This window comes from Moraxella canis (assembly GCF_034424565.1).
In the GTDB taxonomy this organism is placed as follows: domain Bacteria; phylum Pseudomonadota; class Gammaproteobacteria; order Pseudomonadales; family Moraxellaceae; genus Moraxella; species Moraxella canis.
In genome coordinates, this window is record NZ_CP139961.1 from 2,120,819 (window position 1) to 2,145,937 (window position 25,119).

Here is a 25,119-nt window from a genome sequence, read left to right on the forward strand (position 1 = left end):
CTGACTTGGCTTCATCGGTAGCTTCGCAACTATGTACTATGAACCCCGCCAGGACCGGAAGGTAGCAACGGTAGTAGATACACAGTGTGCCGGAGATGTGCTGATGAAGTCATTTTTTTGCTTATTAATTGGTAAGACCAATAAAGACAAAGCCTCGCCACATTCAGCGAGACTTTTTTAGTAAAGCAAATACTTAGTCAGGGTTCAAGATAGGGGTTTTGTATTCCAAGCTTTTCTAGGATTTGGATCTCAAAGCCTTCCATCTCATCAGCATCAGCATCACTGATCTCATGATCAAAGCCCAATAAGTGGAGTACGCCATGGATGATCAAATGGGTCAGATGCGCTTTTAACGTTTTGCCTTGTGTGCGTGCTTCATCCTCAATGACTTGGTGGCACAGCACCAATTCTCCAAGCTCAATCACTTCCATCATGTTTAAAATCTCTGATGGCAGGGCGCTTGGATATGACAGCACATTGGTGGCATAATCCTTGTCGCGTGCTTCAAGATTTAAAGCTTGACCCTCAGCGGTATCAACGATGTACAGGCTTAATGATTTGGGCTTATTCCAGATCATCTGCACATCGGGAAAGTAGGGGAATTGGGTGCCTTGATGAAGCTTTTGGGTCATGACCGATAATGCTGTGTCCAAGACCGCTGTCCAATCTTGACTTGAATATACCGATCGAACAGCGGGCTCCAACTCATCGGAAAATCCCAAATCAATCTCATTTGGCATCAATATCACCTGCTTTGGCGGCAAGCTTTTCAGCGATACGCGCCGCTTTTCTTTCGGCAGCTGCTATCTCTTGTTCTTCGTCAAATTGATCATAAGCTTGAACGATTTTTTGAACCAAATGATGACGCACCACATCTTTACTATCAAAGCGAGTAATGTGAATCTCATCAATCTTGGATAAAATTTGCAAGGCTTGAGCCAAGCCAGATTTGTGACCGCGGGGTAAATCAACTTGTGTCATATCGCCTGTAATTACCGCTCGAGAACCAAAACCCAAACGCGTCAAGAACATTTTCATCTGCTCTGGGGTGGTGTTCTGCGCTTCATCAAGGATCACAAATGAATTATTCAGCGTCCGTCCGCGCATATAAGCAAGCGGCGCAACTTCAATGACTTGGCGCTCAAGTAATTTGCCAACTTTTTCAAAGCCTAGCATTTCATACAGTGCATCATATAAAGGGCGCAGATAAGGGTCAATTTTTTGAGTCAAGTCACCCGGCAAAAATCCCAATTTCTCACCCGCCTCAACCGCTGGTCTAACCAATAAAATCCGTTCGATCTCTCCGCGCTCAAGCATATCGACTGCACAGGCTACCGCTAGATAAGTCTTACCCGTACCCGCTGGACCAACGCCAAAAGACACATCCGAAACTAAGATTTTTTTGACGTACTCTTGCTGATTGTAGCCTCTTGGTGTGATCTTGCCTTTGCGTGTGCGCAAAGAGATATCGGCATAGCTTTTGTCTTTTGAGTTGCTGCCATTTTTCTTGCCTGAAGTTTCATCATGATCACTATCACGCGATAAGCTGGATTGAACAATCAAATGAAGCTCTTCTCCGGTGATGTCATTTTGTTCTCCGGCAAGCTCTGCCAATTTATCTATGATGATTTCGGTGCGCTCAACAGGAGTAAGCTCGCCTGTGACAATAAACTTATCTTGTCGCTGAGCGATTTGGACTTCAAGTCGGTCTTGGATGTATTTGATGTGCTTGTTATATTCGCCAAGCAAGGTGCGTAATTCATGCGTGTTTAAATTGGTTTGAATGGTGCGAGTGATGCTCAAAGAGTATTCCTTTTGTTGCGGCAAATGACTTGGCTGACGGTGACAGATCATGATGGGATGAATCATCAACCAAGCGCCATGTTATCGAAATGAACAATTTCTACATTGGGGTCATAAACGATAAATTCAATCTTTTGGGCAGATTTTACCTATCGTCTTTTTAGTATAGCAAATGATTGTGCCAAAATGATGAAAAGCAGTCAAAATTCGACTGCTTTTTAACACATTAAACACAAAACATCATTGCGCTTTTAGCATATGACCTTCAAGATAATGAATATTTTGTGCTTCCTCACAGAATGCTTCGTCTTGTAAGATCACATCTCGGTGCAAAGGAATATTGGTTTTGACGCCCTCAATGACCAATTCATCAAGCGCATGCAGGGTCTTGGCAATGGCTTGACGGCGGGTCTGGGCATGGCATATCAGCTTACCGATCAAAGAGTCGTAATAGCTTGGAATGGTATACCCCTGATAAAGGTGAGAATCAAAACGAATCCCGGAGCCACTTGGTGTAAATAGCTGCTGAATCTGACCAGGCGATGGCATAAAGGTCTGTGGGTCTTCGGCATTAATACGGCACTCGATGGCATGACCTCGAATGGTAATCTCATCTTGATGATAAGACAGTCCATAGCCTGCAGCGATTTTTAATTGTTCAACCACAATGTCTATGCCTGTAATCATCTCGGTTACGGGATGTTCAACTTGAACGCGGGTATTCATCTCAATAAAGAAAAATTCCCCGTCTTCGTATAAAAATTCAAATGTCCCTGCGCCGCGGTAGCCAATTTTTTTACAAGCACGCACGCACGCTTCCAAAATCGGTGTACGAACTTCATCAGGAATATCAGGTGCAGGCGCTTCTTCGAGGACTTTCTGGTGTCTGCGCTGAAGCGAGCAATCACGATCAAAAAGATGGAGTGCATTACCATTGCCATCACCGAGCACTTGAACTTCCACATGGCGAGGGTTTTTCAAAAAGCGCTCCATATACACCGTATCATCACCAAAAGCACTTTGCGCTTCTGTTTTAGCGGCTTGTACTTGGTTTAATAGCTCTTCAAAACGCTCAACAACACGCATACCACGACCACCGCCACCGGCTGCGGCTTTGACAATTAAAGGAAAGCCAATCTTGCGAGCTTGTTCTTCGGCATTGCTTAGAGTGATCGCACCCACAGAACCTGGTACAGTCGGCACGCCTGCTTCTTTCATGGCATTGATGGCTGAGACTTTGTTACCCATTAGGCGAATGTGCTCTGGATGTGGACCGACAAAAGTCAAGCCAGCTTCTTCGACGCGCTCAGCAAACTCAGCATTTTCTGATAAAAATCCATAGCCAGGATGTATGGCATCTGCAGCAGTGACTTCAGCGGCTGCCAAAAGAGCATTAATATCCAGATAGCTTTGAGCAGAAGGGGCGTTACCGATACACACCGCTTCATCAACAAAGCGTAAATGCATCAAATCCTTATCGGCAGTGGAATATACGCCTACAGTCGCGATGCCTAATTGCTTGCATGCGCGCACGATGCGTAAAGCAATCTCGCCGCGGTTTGCAATGAGAAGTTTTTTAATCATGATGTCTTCCTGTTAGGCTTTGTAGCGAATGACAGGCTGACCAAATTCGACCACTTCGGCATTATTGACCAAGATTTCTTCAATAATACCGCTTTGGGTGGCTTCTAGGGGATTCATAATTTTCATGGCTTCGATGATACCAAGCGTATCACCGGCTTCGACTTTTTGACCGACCTTCACAAAAGGAGGGTCGTTAGGGCTTGGTGCCGAATAAAATACGCCAACCATTGGTGAGGTTTCAAGCTTACCACTTGGCGTAGCGGCTGAGGCAGGAGGCGGCGCTGGCGTAGCGACAGGGGCAACTTGAGGTACGGCGACGGTGTGGACTGCTGTGTTACGCGTGAGGCTGATGTATTTGTCATCATGACCGTATTCCAAATTTAACAGATCTTTTTCTTCCATCAGATCTACCAGTTCACGAATTTTTTTGATGTCCATCTGCATCACCTTTAATATGAATGTTAATACAAAACCAACCACTAGCTGATATGCTAAAGCGAGCAAAGAAATACAATCAGTAAATCAGCTTGCGCGATTGCTAAAATTATCTTTATATAGTGTACATTCGTTTTATTTTATTGCAAGTGTTTTTTGTAATATTTTGGTACAATTTGGCAAACTGATGCGTGCTTAAGTAAATTTGGGCGCAGTATAAGCCGATGTATCATCCATCCAACTGGGCTTAACCCATTTTTGAGATTCGGTAAACTGATAATTTGCCATTTTTGTCAGCAGTGCAGGGATGTTATCAGCCACACAAATCAAATCAATGTTTGAAATGGGCATAAATCCTGCCTCTGCCGTCTGCTCAAGTAGCTTAAGAAACGGATTAAAAAACCCGTCAATGTTAAGAACGCCGATCGGTTTGGCGTGCTGACGCAACTGCGCAAGTGAGATCACCTCAAAAAGCTCTTCATAAGTGCCAATACCACCAGGCAAAGCGATGAACGCATCGCCTAAAGCAATCATTTTAAGCTTACGACTTGCCATATCTTCTGTGATGATCAGGTCGCTCAAGCCATGGTGCGCCACTTCTTTATCCTTCAAAAATCTGGGAATGACACCGATGCTTTTGCCGCCATGTGCGATGATGCTGTCTGCAATCGTGCCCATTAAACCGACATTGCCACCACCATACACCAACGTGATGCCATGCTCCGCCAAGGCTTTACCCAAGTTTTGGGCGGCATGATAATAAGCGGGTGTATCGCCAAAGTTTGAACCGCAATACACGACCACGTGCGCAAATTTGTCTTGGTAATTCATGTTTATGATCAGTAATTATATTCAGGTGTATTTAAAACTTCTAAAATATGTGCTTTATAAGGTCTTAGCGTCGGTAAAATGTCGTTTACGATCAAATCCTTACGATAACCTAGTAATTCTGGCGGTAACTCTTCGACCGAGCCATCATAAGCAACCAAGAGCAATAAGTCGTTCACCCAACGATTTTTTAATAATAAATTGGAGGGAATGTGATGGCTTTGACTGTAAGTATTAATCACATCATTTAAGTCGTTCTTAAAAGGCTTGGCTTTACTGTGATAAGTCGGTGGTGGCAACGGTGGCAGTGCGTCTTCATTGGCGCTTTTGACTTGGCTGATAATACGCACGATTTCATCACCATAGCGCCTTAATACAGCTCGGTTGATGGTCGTGCGAGCCAAAAGCTTGATACTATCAGGCATCTCTTGGACAATTTCTCTGAGTGCTTGTTTACCGATAATAAAGCTTCTAGGCTCATTGGTTGCTCGTGCCAAAGCTTCGCGCCAGATGGTCAGCTGCTGAAGCACGCCCAATTGACGGCGATTATAAATCGGCGCTAATAAGTCTAAATATAATGTCTCATCAGGCTGATTTTGAATGGTGTGTAATTCACGAGCATAGTGGCGACTGTCTTCGATGACGCACTCTAGGATTTTACGATTGCTTAGCTCTGCCTTGACGGCTTCATACAGTTTGAGCAGGTAGCGCACGTCATTGGCAGCATAAGTTTCTTGTTCATGAGACAAGGGGCGAGCCAACCAATTTGATTGACTTTCGCCTTTATCAATCTCAATGCCCAATATCTCATTGATGGCTTGACTATAGCCGGCTTGCAATTTACCTGATAAATACGCCACACCAATTTGCACATCAAACACATTGGTCAGTGGCGGACATTTAGCAAGTAAATAAAAAATCCCCAAATCTTCACCACAGGCGTACCACACCATTGTCGGCACTTCAGCAAGCGCTTGCCAAAATTCGGTTAAATCAAGCTTAGGCGCATCAATCAAATAAATTGCGCTACCAGTATTAATTTGTATCAGTGCCAAAATTGGATAGTAGGTGGTTCGTTTGATAAATTCGGTATCGAGCGCCACCACATCGCTATCATCAATCTCATCGATCAAAGCGTATAATTCATCATCAGTGCGCACCCATAGCGTGGGCAAATCATCACAAGCCGTTTGATCGATTGTAAATTTTGGGAACTCAAAAGTTGGTGTCGTCATAATTGTAATTATATATTGCCGCGATTTTGTAGCGCTTGATGAAGGGTGATGCTATCCACATATTCAAGTTCACCGCCCATAGGGATGCCCTGAGCAAGACGGGTGATCTTGGGCACATGGGTACGGATGGCATCATGAATAAAAAAAGCGGTCGTTTGACCTTCGACTGTGGCGCCAGTGGCTAAGATGACTTCATGAATCGGCTCATGTCTGATGCGATGAACCAATTGATCAATGTGCAAATCACTGGCATTGATGCCATCGATGGGCGATAAATGCCCGCCTAACACAAAATATTTACCACGATAGGCGCCGCTTTGCTCAATTGCCATCACATCTGAGGCACTCTCAACGACACATAGCAGCCCATCATCACGACGGGCATCTGTACAGATGGGACAAATCTCATCGTCACTAAAGGAGTGGCAATGGGAACATTCTTTGATGTCGTGCATGGCAGTCTCAAGTGCCGCCGCCAAAGATAGCCCTTGAGTGCGTTTTTTTGTCAAAAGCTGTAGCGCCATACGCTGCGCGGATTTTTGTCCCACGCTGGGCAGCACTTGCAGCTCTTTGATGAGCTTGTCTAGCTTTGGGGTCAGCATTTAGCCAAACAAGCCTTTCATGCTAGGTGGTAGACCCATGCCAGTTGTCGCGCCAGCCATCACTTCTTCATACAGCTCGTCTGCTTGACGCACAGCATCATTGATCGCTGCAGCTACCAAATCTTCTATCATATCAGGCTCATCATCCATAAGACTTGGGTCAATGGATAAGCGCTTAACCACATGGCGACCTGTCATGGTAACTTTGACCAAGCCATTGCCTGCTTCGCCTTGTACTTCTTTGGTTGCAAGGCTTGCTTTGGCAGCTTCGACATTTTTCTCAACTTGTTTTTGCATGGCTTGGGCTTGCTGCATTAATGCTTGAATATTCATGGGTAATCTTCCTAGTGATATAAATAATTGACACATTATAGCATATAATCTGAGCGATAAAAATGCAAGAAAATCCAAACTGGCTGATCAATGACTGGGTGATATGTCATGCTACACACAATAAAATTAGCCCAACTTGTCAAACAAATTGGGCTAACTCTCAAAGCTTGCACGCACCACCTGCACAACCATCGTCTAAGTCACCTTGGGCATCGTCGGCGCCATCACGAGTATTATGGTAATACAAGGTTTTGACACCAAATTTATAGGCAGTTAGCAGGTCTTGGATCAATACTTTCATCGGTACTTTGCCACCTTCAAACTTGGTCGGATCATAATTGGTATTGGCAGAGATGGACTGATCAATGAATTTTTGCATAATCCCAACCAAGCGCAGATAGCCATTATTATCAGGGATGTTCCAAAGCAGTTCATATTGACTTGCCAAACGCTCAATCTCAGGAACCACCTGCTTTAAAATACCGTCTTTAGAAGCTTTGACTGATACCAAACCACGCGGCGGCTCAATGCCATTGGTGGCATTGGCAATCTGAGAGCTTGTCTCTGATGGCATCAAGGCGGACAAGGTGGAATTGCGCAAACCGTGGGCTTGGATGTCCGCGCGCAGACTCTCCCAATCCAGATGTAGCGGCTCGGTGCAGATGCTGTCCAAATCCTTTTTATAGGTATCAATGGGCAAAATGCCTTGGCTGTAAGTGGTTTGATCAAACCAAGGGCAAGCACCTTGCTCTTTGGCAAGCTTATTTGATGCTTTGAGCAAATAATATTGAAGTGCTTCAAAGGTGCGGTGGGTCAAACCAAGTGCCGCCGCATCGGAGTAACGCGTCCCATTTTTTGCCAAATAATAAGCATAATTAATCACACCCACACCCAAAGTGCGGCGATTCATACTGCCTTTTTTGGCGGCGATGACAGGGTAGTCTTGATAATCAAGCAACGCATCAAGCGCACGCACGATCAGCTCAGCAGGCTCTTCGATATCAGATAATTCTTCGATCTTACCCAAATTAATCGCTGATAAAGTACACAGGGCGATCTCGCCTTTTTCATCATTGATGTTATCCAAAGGCGCTGTTGGTAGGGCAATTTCCATACACAAATTAGATTGGCGAATCGGAGCGACTGTTGGATCAAAGGGGCTGTGTGTGTTGCAGTGATCGACATTCTGGATATAAATACGACCCGTGCTTGCTCTTTCTTGCAGCATTAGGCTGAATAAATCACGGGCAGGTACTTTACGCTTGCGGATGCTCTCATCAGCTTCATATTGCGTATATAAACGCTCAAAAGTTTCTTGATCAGCAAAAAATGCTTCATAAAGCCCTGGTACATCTGATGGTGAAAATAAAGTAATGTCAGTGCCTTTAATTAATCTGGCATACATTGTCTTATTAATCTGTACCCCATAATCCATGTGGCGTACTCGATTGTCTTCGACACCACGGTTGTTTTTTAGCACCAATAGGCTTTCAACTTCCAGATGCCAAATTGGGTAAAATAAAGTCGCTGCACCGCCGCGAACGCCGCCTTGAGAGCATGATTTAACAGCGGCTTGGAACATTTTAAAAAATGGAATGCAGCCGGTGTGCTGAGCTTCGCCGCCACGAATTGGGCTACCAAGCGCACGGATGGCGCCAGCATTGATCCCAATGCCAGCACGCTGTGAGACATAGCGCACGATGGCAGACGTGGTGGCATTGATGCTATCAAGATTATCGCCGCATTCAATCAAAACGCATGAACTAAACTGACGTGTCGGCGTACGCACACCAGACATGATCGGTGTGGGTAGCGAGATGTAAAAATTTGATGTGGCATCATAAAACCGCTTAACATAGTCAAGACGCTCAGCCTGATCGTAGCCCGCAAATAAACACATACCAACCAACATATATAAAAATTGAGGGCTTTCGTAAACGCGTTTGGTGACACGATCTTGCACCAAATATTTACCCATCATCTGCTCAACGGCAGCATAGGCTAGGTTCATGTCACGGCTATGGTCAATGTAATCGTGCAGCTCGTTAAACTCATCAATGCTATAATCTGCCAAAATGTGCTTATCATATTTACCTTGTTCGGTGAGATGCTTAACATGATCATAAAGATGTGGTGGCTCAAACTCTCCATAAGCAATCTTGCGCAGATGGAAAATCGCAAGACGCGCTGCCAAATATTGATAATCTGGTGTCTCCACCGAGATCAAATCGGCAGCCGCTTTGATGATGGTTTCGTGAATATCACGCGTACGAATCCCATCATAAAACTGAATATGAGACTTTAGCTCAACTTGAGAAACTGACACATTGTCCAAGCCTTCAGACGCCCAAGTAATGACTCGGTGAATCTTATCAAGATCAATGGGTTCAAGGCGACCATCTCTCTTGGTAACTTTAATTTGATCAATATGTGTCATTATTGCTCCAAAGTTTTTTATGCAGTTTTGCCAAGTGGATTTTTAGCATTACACTCAATGTTGTGAGAAAATGAGTGAGTATAGTCCAATAAGGCTTATCATCTGTTTTGGCAAGTTATACACTATATCTAGTGTGTGGATGCTTGTGAGGCAACAATATAGCCTATTTTTTGTTAAAATAAAAGATTGATTATTTAAAAAATTTGTGATTCAAAATGGCTGTTATTGTATAATACTAGGCAAATCAAAGCGTTGCTTCATAAAAGCTCTGTCAACTTTTTTGTAAACGAATCATGAATAATTTTTATGATAAATTTTATAAAAATAACAATGTTTATAAATCAGTTTATTCAAATGGTTTTGTCATAAAATCATCATCACTGTGTGCTAATGAAAAAATTAAAACACAAAAAAGCCGCCCAGTGGCAGCTTTATGTTTTATCAATCATTTAGAATAGCTAATTAAATTTGCGTAAATTTAGCAGTTTTTAGATTTGGGGTGCGTTTTTTTACGCTCTTCACGGCGCTCATAAGCTTCATGTTTTTGGCGGCGAACTTCGCGAGATTTTAAAGGTTTTTTATGAATACGCGCCTGCTTTTCTTTGGCGGCAGTATTTAAGCCAGTGCCTTGGCGCTGACGCAGACCTACAGACTCAACAAGTTTGCCAATATCTTTGGCGTCAAGCTCAATAAAACGACCTGTGCGCAGCTCTTTAGGCAAGATGACCGTACTGTATCTGGTGCGAATCAGGCGAGATACTTTTAGCTCTTGGCTTTCAAACATCCGGCGAACTTCACGCTTGCGACCTTCTTTGATGGTGACATGATACCATTTATTGACGCCAGTACCGCCGCCTTCTTTGATGTCATCAAATTTAGCCATGCCATCTTCAAGCGCCACGCCTTGAGTCAGCTGACTGGCAATTTGCGGTGTGACTTCGCCCAGCACTCGTACCGCATATTCTCTGACCACTTCATTTGAAGGGTGCATCAAGCGATGCGCAAGTTCTCCATCATTAGTAAATAGCAGCAGGCCTGATGAATTGATATCTAACCGACCCACCATCACCCAGCGATCACCGGTAAGCTTAGGCAGACGATCAAATACAGTAGGGCGACCTTCTGGATCGGACGCTGAACAAATCTCACCTTCAGGCTTATAATAGGCAATGACGCGGCGGCGTTTTTCACGCTCGGCTTTTAGGCGTACCAAGCGACCATCGATGCGTATCTCATCCGTTAGGACAGCTCTATCGCCCAATGTGGCGACTTTGCCATTGATTGAGATGCGACCAGCTTTGATGACTTCTTCAAGTCCGCGGCGTGAGCCCAGACCCATTCTAGCGAGTAGTTTTTGTAGTTTTTCACCCACAGGCTTTTCAAGCTCAGCTTCGGTTTGTATGGTTGGGTTATTCATAAAAAATTCCAGAAAATTGGTTATAACATTATCTCAATGTAAAATATAATCGGTTCAATGATCGATGAACCTAAGTAAAGTTGCTCATTTAAGACGATTTGATTACCAGCTCGATAAATCGGCTAGTAAACTTGCCATCATACGTGATTTATCTCATTTTGACAAGTTAATTATCAATTTATTGTCTGACTTTTAGGCGCTCAAGGTCAGGCAGCGGCGGCAGCTCATCTAAGCTATTAAGCCCAAACGCATCTAAAAATGCCTGTGTGGTATGCAATAGCGCAGGACGCCCCAAAGTGTCCTTATGCCCATTTTCAACAATCCAGCCTTTATCAAATAATTGACGCAAAATATTGCTAGAGACTGTGACGCCTCGCACCTGTTCAATGTCTGAACGAGTGACCGGCTGCCTATAAGCGATCACGCTCAAGGTTTCAAGCAGGGCTTGACTTAAGTTTTCTAGCCGCTCAGGGAAAACCTGCTGAATCAGGCTGCTATAGCTGTCTTTAATTTGCAAGCGATAGCCGCTGGCGGTCTGATTGAGTGTCAGCACGCCATGAGACAGCCGCTCTTGAAGGACAGCCAGAGCATCTTCGAGCTCACTACTATCAATCATAAGATGCTTTTTTAGGTCATTATCAGTCAGTGGCGTCTCACTGGCATGCAAAAGCACCTCAATATAGCGGCTGAATGTTTCGGCTTGCTTATGTGCTTGCAAAAATTCTGAAGAAGTATTTTGGGTCATAAAGAGTCATATGATGGTGGTGACAGTTAGTGTAGCCAATGCAGCTTTTGCTCAGCCAAATTCTGTCCGTGATTGAATATTTCGGGTGTAGATTTTGGATTGGTGGTCGAAGCTTTGGTATGATCATTTAACTCAGATTCATCAAACCCAATTAAGCCGCGCTTAATCAGCTCAAGCACAGCGACAAAACTCACCACAATGCCAATTTTACCTTGAGATTTGTCAATCAGTTCGGCAAACGTGCTCACGCCTTTTTCGCTCATCAGTCGTGTGATGCTCGCGATACGCTGAGGCAATGGCACGCTGTCTGCTTGAACGGTATGAGCGGCAGTTTCGGGACGGATTTGCATATTGACCAAGCTGTTTACCAAAATCTCAGGCGAATAATTGGGCAGTTGTTTTTGCATGGCTTCAGGACTTGGCATGCTAGCAAATGCCAAAAAAACATCTCTTTCAAGTCGAAGTAGGCGATCAATGCGCTGAGCGGCTTCTTTGATTTGTGCATATTCCTCAAGCCTTTGAATCAGTCTGGCTTTTGGGCTGGCTTCTTCATCGCTAATCTCAGGCTGAGGCAGTAATAGCTCCGATTTGATGGCAATCAGCGTACTTGCCATCAACAAATAATCGCCTGCCAGCTCAAAATATGCTTCATCCAAGTCATTGATATAGCTCAAATACTGCTCTGTGATGGGCAAAATCGCTGTCTCAGTCAAGTCAAAGTTATTTTTCTTAACCAAATATAATAAAAAGTCCAATGGTCCTGCGAACTGCTCAAGCCAAATGGCGAACGCTTGCGGTGGGATGTATAAATCCTCAGGCAAGCTCAAGACTGGCGTATCAAAAATTCTAACGCTTGGCTGGCTTGGTGAATTGACAGGATTTGCCTTAAGAGTATCGCTCATTTTAGCTTAGCAAGGGGCTTGATGCCAATGGCGCGGCGAGTTTTGTCCAGCTGCTTTTGTGCCTGACGACGAGCCTTAGCGGCACCCATCTGCAAAATCTCTTCAAGTTCTTTTGGATTACTCATAAGCTCTAAATAGCGAGCGCGATACGGGGCGATTTCGTCATTGATTTTATTAAATAAAATTTCTTTGGCTTCACCCCAACCTATCCCGCGGCGATAATGCGCTGCCAGTGCGTCGATCTCTTCAGGTGTCCCAAAGGCTTTGTAAATTTCAAAAATGGTGCAGTCATTTGGGTCTTTTGGCTCTTCGGGTGGCTGTGAATTGGTAACAATTTGCATGACAGCCTTTTTTAGTGCCTTTTCAGGATCGACTTGCGGATTGCCATCGCCAAACAGTGGAATGGTATTACCGTAGCTTTTTGACATTTTTCGCCCATCCAAACCAGTCAGTAACGGCGTATTGTCATCAACAACCGCTAAAGGCTCGGTAAATAATGGCTTATATTTAAAATTAAATGTCCCAGCGATATCCCTTGCCATCTCGATATGCTGAATCTGATCCTTGCCCACAGGAACATGCGTGGCATTAAACATCAAAATATCAGCCGCCATTAACACAGGGTAGCCAAACAGACCCATGCTGATCCCATAGTCAGGATCGGTATCTTCTTTACTTAAATTGATATCAACTGCAGCTTTATAAGCATGAGCGCGGTTCATCAAACCCTTGGCGCATGAGCAGTTGAGCACCCATGCTAACTCAGGAATCTCAGGAATATCCGATTGGCGATAAAAGGTCACTTTTTCAGGATCAAGTCCACACGCAATCCAAGTCGCAGCAATGGCTCGTGTCGATCGATGAATCTCATCCGGATCAAAGCATTTGATGATACCATGATAATCCGCCAAAAAGAAAAACGCATCACCCTCATGATTTTCAAAAGCTGTAGCGGCTGATGCGATCGCAGGACGAATAGAGCCAACATAATTTCCCAGATGCGGAATACCTGTCGTCGTGATGCCTGTCAAAATACGTTTTTTGGTTTCGCTCATAATTTTACTCTTATTTTATGCTTAAAATTAATAAAACTAATTAAAATATGTCAGATTGTCTTTAATAGATTGGATAGGGCGTCGCCTGCGTCGCCTGTCTTCATAAACTGCTCACCGATCAAAAAATGGTGAATGTGATTTTTTTGCATCAAATGAATGTCAGCAGCGTCATTGATGCCACTTTCGCTGACAACAAGTGCATCTTGTCCAAGTTCATCAAACAGTCGCTGACAGAGGCGAATGCTATGTGCCAGATCAACTTCAAAAGTATTTAAGTCACGATTATTGATGCCATAAATGTTATGCGATGATTTGGGTAGCTTGAGCGCGCGAGTCAATTCTTCATCGGTGTGAATCTCAATCAGCACATCCAAACCCAAATCTATCGCTGTTTGATGCAGATGCAAAACGGTAGCATCGTCCAAACAAGCCATAATCAACAAAATGCAATCCGCGCCCATTGCAGCCGATTCAATAATTTGATACTCATCAACCATAAAATCTTTACGAAGTACAGGCAGGCTAACAGCATTACGGGATTTGATCAGGTAGTCATCATGACCTTGAAAATAGTCGCGATCTGTCAGAACAGATAGGCAAGTGGCTTGGGCTTTTTGGTAGCCTTGCGCTGCTAAAACGGGATCAAAATTATGGCAAATAATGCCTTTTGAGGGTGAGGCTTTTTTAATTTCAGCGATCACGCCAATATGACCTGCCTGGATATCCACTGCCTGCAGCGCTTTGGCAAATCCGCGCGGCTTATGCGCTTTGGCAAGGTTTAATAGCTCATCTGCAGATCGACGGGCTTTGGCAGCCGCGATTTCTTGATGCTTAGTTGCAACTATTTTTTGTAAAATGCTTGGTGTATTTGTGGTCATAATATTAGGTTGATTGAGTAAATTTAGCCAGTGCATTTAGTTTATCTAAAGCATCTGATGTGGTCATAACTTGCTTGGCAATGGCGACGCCTTCGGCATGTGTCTTGGCACGACCTGCTACATAAATGGCAGCGCCTGCGTTGATGGCGATGAGATCGCGAGCCTTTAAGGTGATGTCATCAGAGGCTTTGCCGCCAAGTGCATTTTGGATGATATCAAGGCTTTGGGCGGAGTCGGTAACGTTCAGTCCATGTAAGGTCTTTGAGGCAATTCCAACATCTTCGGGCTGACAAAGATAAGTACGCACCACACCATCTTTAAGCTCAGCGACATGCGTACCTGCCGCAAGGCTAAATTCATCCAAGCCATCTTGGGAGTGTACTACCATCACATGGGTAAGACCAAGTTTATCAAAAACATACGCCAAAGGCTCGCACAGCTCAGGGCTAAATACCCCAACCACAGCACGCTTAACATTGGCAGGATTGGTCAGTGGACCTAAAATATTAAAAATAGTGCGCACTTTGAGCTGTCGTCGGACACCGATGGCATGGCGCATGGCAGGGTGATGATTGGGTGCAAATAAAAAGCCGATGCCAAGCGTGTTGATGGCATCAATGGTACTCGATTTACCTATATCTAAGCGCACACCTGCAAGACTTAGCATATCCGATGAGCCTGACGAAGTCGACACGCCGCGGTTACCATGCTTGGCAATGGTCACGCCTGCCGCTGCCGCCACAAAAGCAGATGCTGTGGATACATTAAATAAATTTGAGCCATCACCACCTGTGCCGACGATATCGACTGCATGATCATCTTCAATCTTAATGGTGTCTGCAAGCTCAATCATGGTCTTGGCGCAGGCGCTAATTTCATCAATCGATTCGCCTTTTTGGCGCAGCGCAATTAAAATCGCCCCCATCAAGGCATCAGGGCAGCGACCTTGCATGATAATGAGCATGACTTGGCGCATTTCATGAGCGGTAAGCTCGATATGTTTCAGTAAGCGCGCCAAAGCTTTGGTAAGTATGGCTAAAATCTCATCATCGCTCATTGAGGTGATGTCTTCAGGCGTTATGGGAGTATGGGTCATGGTACTTTGCAATCATTTAACTATAAAATTAAGTCAATATTTTTAAGCGACTTCAGGCAGGGCGTCATTATCGAGCTTTGCCAGACCACAGCGTTTTAAAAAATTATTAAATATCTGATAACCGTGTTCGCTCAAAATGGATTCAGGGTGAAACTGCACGCCTTCAATATCAAGCGACTTGTGGCGCACGCCCATGATTTCTTGTAGTGAGCCGTCGGGATTATTTGTCCAAGCGGTGACTTCTAAGCAGTCGGGCAAGGTGGCTTTATCAATTACCAATGAATGATAGCGTGTGGCATTAAAAGGATTTGGAATATCAGCAAAAACGCCTTGATTGGTATGGTGGACAGCTGACAGGCGCCCATGCATTACTTCGCCAGCACGCACAACTTGACCGCCAAAAGCTTGTCCAATGGCTTGATGACCTAAGCAAACGCCCAAAATTGGAATTTTTCCTGATAATTTTTCTAAAATTTCAAGCGTGACGCCCGCTTCACTTGGACTGCATGGACCAGGACCCAAAACAATCGCTTGGGGCGCAAGCTCAATGATTTGATCTAAAGTGGTTTCATCGTTCCGCCAAACGGTAATCTCTTGTTGAAGCTCTCCAAAGTACTGAACAATATTATAAGTAAAGCTACAGTAGTTATCGATCATTAGCATCATGCTTGCATTCCTTGGTGCTTGATATTATGAGTATCTCATCGAATAAATTGGCTATTTTAGCACGATGGAGCGACGGTTAAAAGTCAAATATCCCAAAACTGCACGCGCCAGATATCGCTGATAAATTCATTCAGACTTGCTGCCACTAAGCCTTTTATTAAGCGAGCTGATTTGGTTAAATAGTTTAAAAATTAATCTTAATAAAAACAACCAATAATTAAGCTAAGTCAGACAAATGCTGACCTGTCTATCGGCTTTAAAGGTGATTAAATAAGCACTAATTTATAAGCCAGCAAAGCAACCTAGTTACAAACAGCAAGGCGGTGATGATGGCCGCCTTCTATGAGTGATTTTTAATTACCATACCGTATTGGCAGGCTCATAATGCAGCACATCGGTGATGTGATTGTTTGCATCGACAAGTACCACATTGGGCTGATGTGTCTGAGCTTCACTGTCATTCATCATCAGATAATTCATAATAATAATGACATCGCCTGGCTGCACCTTACGCGCGGCAGCACCATTGAGACACACCACACCGCTACCACGCTCACCTGCGATGGTATAAGTTTCAAATCGCTCACCGTTGTTATTGTTAACGATACTGACTTTTTCATTCACCAAAATACCTGCAGCATCCAACAAATCAACATCAACGGTGATGCTGCCAACATAGTTTAGATTGGCTTGGGTAGCGGTGGCGCGGTGAATTTTACCGCCCAAAAGAGTGCGAATCATAGCTTTAGTTTCCAAATCAAAGATTAATGTTGATAGTAGTTGGTGTCATCGGCTTGGTTTTTAAAGCGGCGATGAAACCACATCCACTGACTGATGTCTTTTTTGATACTAGACTCAATCAAGCGATTGATGCGCTCAGCGTCTGCCACTTCGTCAGCACTTGGATAATTTTCTAAAGCGGCGCTTAGACTGATATGATAATGTGGGCGACGACCGCTTGGGATATGATCAGGGGTTTGTCTGAGCATATCCATCATGATGACTGCAGGGGGATTGGTTTTATCCCCCAGTTTTGCAAGGCGGCGCTGAGCGGTAATTGTCGCCGCGGGCACACCAAAAAAAGTCGCCATCACACCATGCTCAAGACCAAAATCTTGATCAGGCGAGTACCAAATCACACGACCTTGCTTGATGCGCGTGATGAGCTTTTTCATATCGCGGCTTGAGATTTGTTCATCGAAGATTCGGCGACGCGCGTTATAAATAAACCATTCAAGCAAAGGATTATTTTGTGGGCGATACACACAGTCCGCCGCAAAAAATTGTGTACATAGCCGACCTCCCAAATCAAGTGTGGTATAGTGCCCGCCAAGTAAAATCACCGCTTTGCCTTGCTGCTGTGCGCTAATTAGATGGTGTAGGCCTGAGATGCTAAACGTGCGCTTAAAGACATTGGGCCGAAACCATGCGCACAAACTTTCAAAAATACCAATGCCTTGGTTAATAAATACCTGCCTTGCGACTGATAAGCGCTCCAAATCTGACTGATTGGGAAAAGCAAGCTTTAGATTCGTGAGCGTATCTTGGACGCGGCTTTTGGATAATTTAAAAGCTAAGATCCCAATGCGCTTACCGATCCAAAATTGCCAACGAAGCGGCAAATAGATTAAGGGTAAAATTAAGACAAAACCCAACCAAAACCCCCAATATTTGAGGTGTAAAAATTGCCACTCAAATGATTTGGGATTGGCTTGGCTTGTCTGCTTGTGAGTGTCTGTCAGACTTGGCATATCTTTGATTGAAGGCATCGTGGACTTGCTTTTGTTGGGGTAGCTCATTTAATAATACTCTCAAGCTCATCCCATCTTTCAAGTTTTGTCATCAAAAGCTCATCGATCTGTGCCAAGCGCTCACTGGCTTTGGTTGCGACTGCCAGATCGGTGTTAAACCATGAACCGTCTTCAAGCTTGGCAGCCAGTGTTGACTGTTCATGTTCTAGCATGGCGATCTCGTCAGGCAAGCTGTCCAATTCGCGCTGCTCTTTGTAGCTGAGCTTGCGTTTTGGTGCAGTATTTGTGCTTGGCTTGGGTTGAGTAGCAGGCTCGGCTTTATCATCTTTTGGGGAATTAGACAGACTTACGGGCTGACTGGCAAGCCATCTTTGGTGCTGCTCAAGATAATCTTGATAACCGCCAACATATTCCAAAACTACACCATCGCCATGTTGGTCGGTGTCAAATACCCAAGTTTGGGTGACGACATTATCCATAAATGCGCGGTCATGGCTGATGAGCAATACCGTGCCTTCAAAATTCACCACAAAATCTTCCAAAAGCTCAAGCGTTGCCATGTCCAGATCATTGGTCGGCTCGTCAAGGACTAACACATTGGCAGGTTTTAATAATAATTTGGCTAATAAAACGCGTGCTTTTTCGCCCCCTGACAGCGCCTTAACGGGAGTTCGAGCACGATTTGGTGTGAATAAAAAATCTTGCAAATACCCCAAAATATGCGTCTTTCGTCCACCTGCTTCAACATGATCGGAGCCCTCTGAAACATTGTCTGCGACGGATTTTTCAGGATCCAAATCATCTTTTAGCTGATCAAAAAAAGCGATATTAAGATTGGTACCAAGCTTAACCGAACCTGCTTGAATCGCTGCACTATCCAGCCCCAAGATGCTTTTGATCAACGTAGTTTTGCCAACGCCATTTTTGCCGATGATGCCAACCTTATCACCGCGAATCAGTACGGTCGAAAACCCCTTAACCAAGGTTTTATTTTCGTATTCTAAAGTTAAGTGATTGACTTCACAAACAATTTTTCCAGATTTTTCACTACTACTTTGGCTAATTTGAACATTGCCTACGACATCACGACGCGCTTTTCTCTCTTCGCGCATGGCTTTTAGAGCGCGGACGCGACCTTCATTGCGAGTGCGACGTGCTTTGATGCCTTGGCGAATCCAAGCTTCTTCTTGGGCGAGTTTTTTATCAAATTCGGCAAAAGATTTTTCTTCGCTAGCAAGCTCAAGGGCTTTTAATTCTTGATAGCGAGCGTAGCCGCCAACACCTTGATTAACATCATAACTAGACAGCTGACCGCGATCAAGCTCAACGATGCGAGTGGCTAGCGCATCTACAAATCTTCTGTCGTGAGTAATGAATAAGACGGTCAATCGCTCATTTAACAAAAATTTTTCAAGCCAGTCGATGCTTTCAATATCCAAATGGTTGGTCGGTTCATCTAGCAGTAGCACATCTGGATTTGTTACCAGTGCGCGAGCTAGTAGCACACGGCGCTTACGCCCACCTGATAATTCAGAAAGGCAGGCATCTGCTTCGAGCCCCATGCTATCAATCAGTGCGCGCGCTCTGCGCTCAAAATCCCAACCGTGCAGCGCATCTAAGGTCTGCTGAAGTTGGCTCATGGCTTGGCAAGCGTCAGTATTACCTGACGCGCAATCGATACTGGCAAGCTGATAAGACTTGAGCGCCTGAGCGACCTTATCATCACCGCCCATTACCACATCGAGCACGCTGGCTGAGTCATTTGGCACATCTTGAGCCAGCATGGCGATCTTTGTGCCATCTTTGATCAAAACTTCGCCATCGTCGGCTTGTATTTGACGCATAATGAGCTTAAATAAGGTCGATTTACCTTCTCCGTTTCGTCCAATTAAGCAAACGCGTTCACCCGGTTCAAGACTGAAATTAACGCCATCTAAAATCGGAGCAACACCAAACGCCAAATGTATATTTTTTAATTGAATCAAAGCCATAAAAGTGTATTGATACTATAGTAAATGAATTGACTATCATATCAAATTTTTAAGCATAAATGGTGTGTTATGTCGTAAAATAAGCCATTTGATTGTGTCATTTAATCATTAGGTGAATTTATGTTAAAAATTAACGACTCAGCTTTGGTTGAGCTTCAAACGCGGATCAGTTTTTTGGAAGATACTTGTGATCGATTGAGCGAAATCATCGCTCGCCAAGACCGTGAATTGATCGATTTACAAGATCAGCTAAAAATAATTTATCAGCAAATCCAGGCTAAAACTGACGATGTCGGCATCGCACCATTTGATGTGATGGCGGACAGACCGCCACATTATTAAGTCGTAGGGATTTGTCTGAAAAAATCGGTCTTGGTAAAAAATAAATTAAAAATTGTAAAAAAATAGGCATATTTCGCTTGTTTTGTGATTAAATTTCATTTAAGATACAAACGTGTAAGACTTTTTGTACTGTTCTATAATAAGGAAGTATAGACAGTTTTGCATATTTCTAAGGACTGATCTTTTGGAGAAAATAATGAGCTTAAAATTTGGATATAAAGCGCTCAGCTTAGCTGTCATCTCAACATTAACCGCTACAGCAGCTCATGCTGCAGGTCTAGACCGTTCAGGTCAGGATATCACCGCATTCTTACAAGAAGGCACCTATGCAGAAACTGTCTATACCTATATTGACGCTGATGTGTCAGGTAAGGACACTTTGGGCAGAGATACTGGTGATGCCGCTGAAGCTTATGATTTTTTCCGTTATGGCGTTAAAGCTGACCTAAACGACACCTTTAGTATCGGTGTGTTATACGACGAGCCATTTGGTGCAGCGGTTCAATATGACGGTAATAGTAATTTTGTCACTGAAAGCGCTGATTCTGCTTATGCTGCCTTGGTTGCAGGCACACCTTTGGCACTTAAGCCCAGAGCTGAAATCGTTCAGACTGCTCAACAATATCAAAATGCTGGTAATTTGGTTAAGCGACAAATTGCCAGTATTGTCAAAAGAGACTTGACCGAAGCCGCCAAAGTACAAATCCGTGCCCAAAATCCAAACTTACCTGCTAGTCAAGTCAATGAATTGGCCAGACAAGCGGTTACTGACGAAGTTGTTGCAGATGCATTGACCAAAATCGTCGCTGTCGGCAATATTGCAAAAACTGCTGAAACGCACGAAGGTCAAGGTACCAACGTAGAGATTCGCACCAATAATTTAACGATGCTTGTGGGTGCAAAACTGGGCGCCAACAAAAATTTCCAAATTTATGGTGGTCCTGCAGCACAACGAGTGACAGGTCAAGTTCATTTACGCGGACCTGCTTATCAGACGATGACAGGTTATGATGCTAAGATTGCTACCGACACTGAAGTGGGATGGGTCGCTGGTATGGCATTTTATAAGCCTGAAATTGCCTTAAAAGCTGCTTTGACCTACCGCTCTGAAATTGATCATGAAACTGAGATTGCTGAAGTTATTCCAGTAACTGGTTATCAAGGTACACAAGATTTTAAGGTTACGTTACCTGAATCATGGAACTTAGACTTCCAAACTGGCGTAAATCCAACGACGCTATTAACAGCCAAAGTACGCTATGTGCCATGGTCTGATTTTGACATTCGCCCAACACAGTATACAGAAACTACAAAACGTCTATATCCGCAGGGCTTGCCAATCGTTAGCTATGATAAAGACCAGTGGTCGGCTGAAGTTGGTTTGGGTAAGCGTGTGACTGACCGCTTAGCAGTTTCAGGTGCGGTAGGCTGGGATAGTGGTGCAGGTAATCCTACAAGTACATTAGGTCCAATTAAAGGATACTATTCACTGGGTCTAGGTGCGCGTTATAATTTCACGCCTGAATGGTCACTGTCTTTGGGTGGGAAATACTTTAAATTTGGTGATGCAGACGCTCGTATTCCTCCACAAGTGGTCGATAATTCTGGCACATCGGGTCGTTTCGAGGATAATGACGGCTATGCTGTGGGTGTTAAATTGGCTTATCACGCCAAATAATTTAAGCAATCCCATTAAACTGCTCAATAAAAATAGCTTGAATATTTTCAAGCTATTTTTATTTTAAAGTCTAAAAAGTGTTAAGCTCAGCCGATTAGCGGATTTCAACAGTGGCGCCGTTTTCGATGACAGCGACCAATTCAAGCACATCCCAATTGGTCAGGCGGATACAGCCAAGGGATGATTGGCGACTGATGCCTTCTGGTACCGGCGAACCGTGGATACCATAGCTTGGCTTATTCAAACCCATCCACACCACACCGACAGGACTATTGGGTCCTGGTGGTAAATAATAGACTTTCTTATCTTCGCCCTCACGATTTACCGTGGCCTTGTAAGTTGGCATTTTGACTTTATTGATAATTTTATACTTACCGCCTGGCGTAGTACTTGCTTCACCACCGACTGTCGTTGGATAGGTGGCGACAAGTTGATTGCCGTGATAGGCATATAAAATCTTATCCTTACGATCCGCAACGACGCGATCCACCACACCTTCAAAAGGCTGACCTGTATTGATGACGGTGATGGTTTCGCCAGCGACAAAGCGTTTATTTGGATTCAGTTTTCTTAAATATGCCACATCCATATGAAATCTTTCGCCGAGCATCTCTTGAATGCTTTCATAGCCCAAAGCCTTGAGTTTAGAGCGAGATTCTGCGTCACTTGGTAATTTTCGATAAGGTCCTTTTGCATCTGCTTCAGTGATGGTATAACTGACCAAGACTGGCTGATCGGCAGGAATGTCACCAATCAATGCATCCCAAGTTGCTTGATTCATCTTACCAGTCGGTTCCAAGCCTTTGATTTTTTGAAAGTTTGTCAATGCCTTTTTGGAATTCATGCCCCAGCCACCATCAATAGGACCTGGCGACGCATGATTCCAATCAAGCAGCACTTGCATTTTTACGGTCATGGCGGTATTGACTTTCATATTTTCTGTCCAAACCGACTCATTGACACGGCGAGCATATTCATCCAAACCATGGATAGTAGTGCGCTTGCCACCTTGTTCGATGCTGTTGATTGTGCTGTTATCACTTTGGGCTTGGATAACCACCTCGCCAGATACGATGTCACCATCAGTATTTGCATGCGCTGTGACGATAATCAATAAACTTGCCATAGCCAAACTTAAGGGCTTAATGAATGTCATAGTAAATCCTAAAAAAATATGCGCCATTATATCATGACCAAAAACCCACCACAATTTTAAACATTGCTGGTGGATTTTTTGGTGGATAAGGTTTTTTGATCATTATTTATCAACTTCAATGGTGCCATTGGCAAAATAATTCAGCGTCGTCGTACCTGCTTCCAAATTTTGGGCAGCAATACCTTCTGCAGAGGCATCCGCAAGTTTTGCCGTTGCCATCACAGGCGTGGGGCGATAATAATTATTACCACCCAAATTAACATTGACAATCTTATAACTATTAGCACCAAAAGCTTGACTAATGATTTGTGCATCACTAGTAAAGCGAGCAATGGCTTGTAGCTTCAAGCGTTTTTCTTCAGAATCGCGCAGCTCATCAGAAACGCCAAACCCGATATCTTGAATCACCAAAGTAGACTGTAGATCGGCGATAAGCTGACTGGCTTTTTCAAAATTATTGCTTTTGATATTGATAGATGCTGTGCCCGTAAAGCCAATAATTTTTGAGCTATTGTTGGCGTATCTTGGATAAGTGCTTTGTCTGCCGGTTGTGACGACAACTTCTGGATAACGCTTGGCAATCTGCATCGCCGCATTGATGCTATTGTTCAATTCCTTAGCAATCGCAGCAGCTGTCGATGCTTGAGTGGTTTTAGTCATGACAGCGCGCATTTCGTCATTAGCAATTTCGCTTCTGACTTCGGTGTTAAAGCTAATACGGTTGTATCCTTCCGCTTGCGCTGGCATGGCAAAGGCGCTCGCGATTAAAGCAGAGCCAAATAAAGCAAAGGGAATTTTTGTCATTTTTCAAACCTCGCCAAACAGTTGAATAAACAGTTATAAAATTACTAACTGATACTTATATAAAGGATAGCCATCATTATAAAACTTATTTTATTATAATTTGTATCTGACTTTAATCATATTTGTAAAATTATGCTAATACCTAGCTTATTCAGCAGGGTTATTTAAAACAGCATAGGCATTAGCTAGCTGATTGGACTTTACCTAAGAATCATCTTTAATTTATGAATTTAGATTGATTTTGTCTTTAAGAAGAAATTCCATGAGTGCTTTTTGGGCATGCAGTCGATTTTCGGCTTCATCCCAAACCACAGAACGTGGATCATTTAATAGATCAAAGCTGATTTCCTCGCCACGATGGGCAGGTAAGCAGTGCATAAATAGGACATCAGGATCGGCTTTATCAAGCATGGCAGGGCTGACCTGATAAGGAGCGAATCGGCGCGCACGCGTCATTTGCTCAGATTCTTGACCCATACTTGCCCACACATCGGTAGCAATCAGATGTGCACCTTTGGCAGCCTCTTGAGGGTCTTCAACATAGGTCACGCAGTGGCTGTATTCTTCGATGAGTTCAGGGTTGGGTTCAAATCCATATGGCGCTGTCACACGCAGCTGAAAGCCGAATTGATGTGCTGCCAAAATGTAAGAGGCACACATATTATTGCCATCGCCGACCCAAGTGACAGTTTTGCCTTTGATGCTGCCGCGATGCTCATGAAAGGTCTGCATATCAGCAAGCAGTTGGCAGGGATGAAAATCATCAGTGAGTGCATTGATCACAGGCACAGACGAATGCTTGCAAAATAAATCCAGCTTGTCATGCTCAAAGGTGCGAATCATGATGATATCAACCATGCTTGAAATCACCTTGGCGGAGTCTTCGATAGGTTCTCCGCGACCAAGCTGCGTGTCTTTAGGCGATAAAAAGATGGCATGACCGCCAAATTGACCCATACCAGCCTCAAATGAGATGCGTGTACGAGTTGAAGACTTTTCAAAAATCATGCCAAGCGTACGCCCCACAAATGGACGATAAATCTCACCGCGGTGCTGCATTTGACGCAGCTCGCTTGCACGGCTGATGATAGCCTCAAGCTCAGCAGGCGTCATATCTAGGAGATTGCGAAAATGGCGTACGCTCATGATGAAGTGTTCCTTTAACGATCAGGGCAAATTTGTAGTATAGCATTGGATTTGGGGCTTGGCTATCATTTGGCGATAATTTGTTTTGCGATTAATAGGAATTGCGATTATTTAGACGCTTCTTTATTTAGCATAACTCAATGAAAATAAAGCAGTTATTTGGATTTGATCAATATTTTATGTAAACAAGCGTATATTTTTACAACTCGTTACATTTATTTGTGATAAAATTATT

The 25,119-nt window shown here is 43.9% G+C and carries 24 protein-coding genes and 1 other RNA gene; 3 read left to right on the top strand and 22 right to left on the bottom strand.

From position 1 onward, the window contains the following. Positions 1-12: 12 nt before the first annotated feature. Positions 13-109: signal recognition particle sRNA small type (ffs, locus tag U0021_RS09605), an RNA gene on the top strand. Positions 110-197: 88 nt separating this feature from the next. Here the strand turns inward: ffs and ybeY are convergent. The 19 genes from ybeY to U0021_RS09700 all read right to left on the bottom strand — a co-directional run bounded on the left by ybeY (position 198) and on the right by U0021_RS09700 (position 19,758). Continuing rightward, positions 198-740, bottom strand: a complete 543-nt coding sequence (gene ybeY, locus U0021_RS09610) for an rRNA maturation RNase YbeY (RefSeq protein ID WP_114799917.1) — start codon at positions 738-740, stop codon at positions 198-200. Then, positions 730-1,803: a PhoH family protein gene (locus U0021_RS09615; RefSeq protein WP_114799981.1), complete on the bottom strand. Its 1,074-nt coding sequence runs from the start codon at positions 1,801-1,803 to the stop codon at positions 730-732. The genes ybeY and U0021_RS09615 overlap by 11 nt, the downstream gene beginning before the upstream one ends. 240 nt (positions 1,804-2,043) lie before the next feature. Continuing rightward, complete coding sequence (accC, locus tag U0021_RS09620) at positions 2,044-3,387, bottom strand: acetyl-CoA carboxylase biotin carboxylase subunit (protein WP_078256204.1); 1,344 nt, start codon at positions 3,385-3,387, stop codon at positions 2,044-2,046. 12 nt (positions 3,388-3,399) lie between these two features. After that, positions 3,400-3,825 (bottom strand): acetyl-CoA carboxylase biotin carboxyl carrier protein, encoded by a 426-nt coding sequence (accB, locus tag U0021_RS09625; RefSeq protein ID WP_114799918.1) that lies wholly within the window; start codon positions 3,823-3,825, stop codon positions 3,400-3,402. A 192-nt stretch (positions 3,826-4,017) separates the two neighbouring features. Then, positions 4,018-4,653: an LOG family protein gene (locus U0021_RS09630; protein ID WP_114799919.1), complete on the bottom strand. Its 636-nt coding sequence runs from the start codon at positions 4,651-4,653 to the stop codon at positions 4,018-4,020. Between the two features lie 8 nt (positions 4,654-4,661). Next, entirely contained in the window at positions 4,662-5,885 is a 1,224-nt protein-coding gene (locus U0021_RS09635) for a ribonuclease D (protein WP_114799920.1), read from the bottom strand. 8 nt (positions 5,886-5,893) lie between these two features. Then, complete coding sequence (gene recR, locus U0021_RS09640; RefSeq protein ID WP_114799921.1) at positions 5,894-6,487, bottom strand: recombination mediator RecR; 594 nt, start codon at positions 6,485-6,487, stop codon at positions 5,894-5,896. Beyond that, the gene (locus U0021_RS09645) at positions 6,488-6,820 is read right to left on the bottom strand and encodes a YbaB/EbfC family nucleoid-associated protein (RefSeq protein WP_049235918.1); all 333 of its coding nucleotides are present in this window, start codon (positions 6,818-6,820) and stop codon (positions 6,488-6,490) included. 160 nt (positions 6,821-6,980) lie between these two features. Then, positions 6,981-9,257: a class 1a ribonucleoside-diphosphate reductase subunit alpha gene (gene nrdA, locus U0021_RS09650; RefSeq protein ID WP_114799922.1), complete on the bottom strand. Its 2,277-nt coding sequence runs from the start codon at positions 9,255-9,257 to the stop codon at positions 6,981-6,983. A gap of 478 nt (positions 9,258-9,735) precedes the next feature. Further along, the gene (gene rluB / locus U0021_RS09655) at positions 9,736-10,674 is read right to left on the bottom strand and encodes a 23S rRNA pseudouridine(2605) synthase RluB (RefSeq protein WP_114799923.1); all 939 of its coding nucleotides are present in this window, start codon (positions 10,672-10,674) and stop codon (positions 9,736-9,738) included. Positions 10,675-10,852: 178 nt separating this feature from the next. Further along, complete coding sequence (gene scpB / locus U0021_RS09660) at positions 10,853-11,419, bottom strand: SMC-Scp complex subunit ScpB (RefSeq protein WP_114799924.1); 567 nt, start codon at positions 11,417-11,419, stop codon at positions 10,853-10,855. A 26-nt stretch (positions 11,420-11,445) separates the two neighbouring features. Continuing rightward, positions 11,446-12,321, bottom strand: coding sequence for a segregation and condensation protein A (locus tag U0021_RS09665; protein WP_114799925.1), 876 nt, complete (start codon positions 12,319-12,321; stop codon positions 11,446-11,448). Continuing rightward, complete coding sequence (gene trpS, locus U0021_RS09670) at positions 12,318-13,376, bottom strand: tryptophan--tRNA ligase (RefSeq protein ID WP_114799926.1); 1,059 nt, start codon at positions 13,374-13,376, stop codon at positions 12,318-12,320. The genes U0021_RS09665 and trpS overlap by 4 nt, the downstream gene beginning before the upstream one ends. A gap of 50 nt (positions 13,377-13,426) precedes the next feature. Further along, positions 13,427-14,254, bottom strand: coding sequence for an indole-3-glycerol phosphate synthase TrpC (trpC, locus tag U0021_RS09675; protein ID WP_114799982.1), 828 nt, complete (start codon positions 14,252-14,254; stop codon positions 13,427-13,429). 4 nt (positions 14,255-14,258) lie between these two features. Further along, positions 14,259-15,350: an anthranilate phosphoribosyltransferase gene (gene trpD, locus U0021_RS09680; RefSeq protein ID WP_114799927.1), complete on the bottom strand. Its 1,092-nt coding sequence runs from the start codon at positions 15,348-15,350 to the stop codon at positions 14,259-14,261. 42 nt (positions 15,351-15,392) lie between these two features. Then, a complete protein-coding gene (locus U0021_RS09685; RefSeq protein ID WP_114799928.1) occupies positions 15,393-16,016 on the bottom strand; it encodes an anthranilate synthase component II in 624 nt (207 codons plus the stop codon). Between the two features lie 357 nt (positions 16,017-16,373). Continuing rightward, complete coding sequence (gene panD, locus U0021_RS09690; protein WP_114799929.1) at positions 16,374-16,757, bottom strand: aspartate 1-decarboxylase; 384 nt, start codon at positions 16,755-16,757, stop codon at positions 16,374-16,376. Positions 16,758-16,780: 23 nt separating this feature from the next. Then, entirely contained in the window at positions 16,781-17,785 is a 1,005-nt protein-coding gene (locus U0021_RS09695) for an LpxL/LpxP family acyltransferase (RefSeq protein WP_227538663.1), read from the bottom strand. Between the two features lie 26 nt (positions 17,786-17,811). Further along, positions 17,812-19,758: an ATP-binding cassette domain-containing protein gene (locus U0021_RS09700; RefSeq protein WP_114799931.1), complete on the bottom strand. Its 1,947-nt coding sequence runs from the start codon at positions 19,756-19,758 to the stop codon at positions 17,812-17,814. Positions 19,759-19,878: 120 nt separating this feature from the next. Here U0021_RS09700 and U0021_RS09705 point away from each other — a divergent pair, with 120 nt between their 5' ends. Then, positions 19,879-20,100, top strand: a complete 222-nt coding sequence (locus U0021_RS09705) for a SlyX family protein (RefSeq protein ID WP_114799932.1) — start codon at positions 19,879-19,881, stop codon at positions 20,098-20,100. Positions 20,101-20,296: 196 nt separating this feature from the next. Next, entirely contained in the window at positions 20,297-21,778 is a 1,482-nt protein-coding gene (locus U0021_RS09710; RefSeq protein WP_114799933.1) for an outer membrane protein transport protein, read from the top strand. A gap of 94 nt (positions 21,779-21,872) precedes the next feature. Here the strand turns inward: U0021_RS09710 and U0021_RS09715 are convergent, their stop codons facing one another. The 3 genes from U0021_RS09715 to argF form a co-directional block, all read right to left on the bottom strand. Further along, entirely contained in the window at positions 21,873-22,934 is a 1,062-nt protein-coding gene (locus tag U0021_RS09715) for a L,D-transpeptidase family protein (RefSeq protein WP_114799934.1), read from the bottom strand. Positions 22,935-23,036: 102 nt separating this feature from the next. Further along, entirely contained in the window at positions 23,037-23,738 is a 702-nt protein-coding gene (locus U0021_RS09720) for an SIMPL domain-containing protein (RefSeq protein WP_114799935.1), read from the bottom strand. Between the two features lie 222 nt (positions 23,739-23,960). Next, on the bottom strand, positions 23,961-24,884 hold the full coding sequence (gene argF / locus U0021_RS09725; RefSeq protein WP_078256225.1) for an ornithine carbamoyltransferase: 924 nt from the start codon (positions 24,882-24,884) through the stop codon (positions 23,961-23,963). Positions 24,885-25,119 lie beyond the last annotated feature (235 nt).

Excerpts from the sequence above, each read along its gene's own strand:
- ybeY (WP_114799917.1), bottom strand. The coding sequence starts at position 740 with ATGCCAAATGAGATTGATTTGGGATTTTCCGATGAGTTGGAGCCCGCT.
- accC (WP_078256204.1), bottom strand. The coding sequence starts at position 3,387 with ATGATTAAAAAACTTCTCATTGCAAACCGCGGCGAGATTGCTTTACGC.
- accB (WP_114799918.1), bottom strand. The coding sequence starts at position 3,825 with ATGGACATCAAAAAAATTCGTGAACTGGTAGATCTGATGGAAGAAAAA.
- U0021_RS09630 (WP_114799919.1), bottom strand. The coding sequence starts at position 4,653 with ATGAATTACCAAGACAAATTTGCGCACGTGGTCGTGTATTGCGGTTCA.
- U0021_RS09635 (WP_114799920.1), bottom strand. The coding sequence starts at position 5,885 with ATGACGACACCAACTTTTGAGTTCCCAAAATTTACAATCGATCAAACG.
- recR (WP_114799921.1), bottom strand. The coding sequence starts at position 6,487 with ATGCTGACCCCAAAGCTAGACAAGCTCATCAAAGAGCTGCAAGTGCTG.
- U0021_RS09645 (WP_049235918.1), bottom strand. The coding sequence starts at position 6,820 with ATGAATATTCAAGCATTAATGCAGCAAGCCCAAGCCATGCAAAAACAA.
- nrdA (WP_114799922.1), bottom strand. The coding sequence starts at position 9,257 with ATGACACATATTGATCAAATTAAAGTTACCAAGAGAGATGGTCGCCTT.
- rluB (WP_114799923.1), bottom strand. The coding sequence starts at position 10,674 with ATGAATAACCCAACCATACAAACCGAAGCTGAGCTTGAAAAGCCTGTG.
- scpB (WP_114799924.1), bottom strand. The coding sequence starts at position 11,419 with ATGACCCAAAATACTTCTTCAGAATTTTTGCAAGCACATAAGCAAGCC.
- U0021_RS09665 (WP_114799925.1), bottom strand. The coding sequence starts at position 12,321 with ATGAGCGATACTCTTAAGGCAAATCCTGTCAATTCACCAAGCCAGCCA.
- trpS (WP_114799926.1), bottom strand. The coding sequence starts at position 13,376 with ATGAGCGAAACCAAAAAACGTATTTTGACAGGCATCACGACGACAGGT.
- trpC (WP_114799982.1), bottom strand. The coding sequence starts at position 14,254 with ATGACCACAAATACACCAAGCATTTTACAAAAAATAGTTGCAACTAAG.
- trpD (WP_114799927.1), bottom strand. The coding sequence starts at position 15,350 with ATGACCCATACTCCCATAACGCCTGAAGACATCACCTCAATGAGCGAT.
- U0021_RS09685 (WP_114799928.1), bottom strand. The coding sequence starts at position 16,016 with ATGATGCTAATGATCGATAACTACTGTAGCTTTACTTATAATATTGTT.
- panD (WP_114799929.1), bottom strand. The coding sequence starts at position 16,757 with ATGATTCGCACTCTTTTGGGCGGTAAAATTCACCGCGCCACCGCTACC.
- U0021_RS09695 (WP_227538663.1), bottom strand. The coding sequence starts at position 17,785 with ATGCCTTCAATCAAAGATATGCCAAGTCTGACAGACACTCACAAGCAG.
- U0021_RS09700 (WP_114799931.1), bottom strand. The coding sequence starts at position 19,758 with ATGGCTTTGATTCAATTAAAAAATATACATTTGGCGTTTGGTGTTGCT.
- U0021_RS09705 (WP_114799932.1), top strand. The coding sequence starts at position 19,879 with ATGTTAAAAATTAACGACTCAGCTTTGGTTGAGCTTCAAACGCGGATC.
- U0021_RS09710 (WP_114799933.1), top strand. The coding sequence starts at position 20,297 with ATGAGCTTAAAATTTGGATATAAAGCGCTCAGCTTAGCTGTCATCTCA.
- U0021_RS09715 (WP_114799934.1), bottom strand. The coding sequence starts at position 22,934 with ATGACATTCATTAAGCCCTTAAGTTTGGCTATGGCAAGTTTATTGATT.
- U0021_RS09720 (WP_114799935.1), bottom strand. The coding sequence starts at position 23,738 with ATGACAAAAATTCCCTTTGCTTTATTTGGCTCTGCTTTAATCGCGAGC.
- argF (WP_078256225.1), bottom strand. The coding sequence starts at position 24,884 with ATGAGCGTACGCCATTTTCGCAATCTCCTAGATATGACGCCTGCTGAG.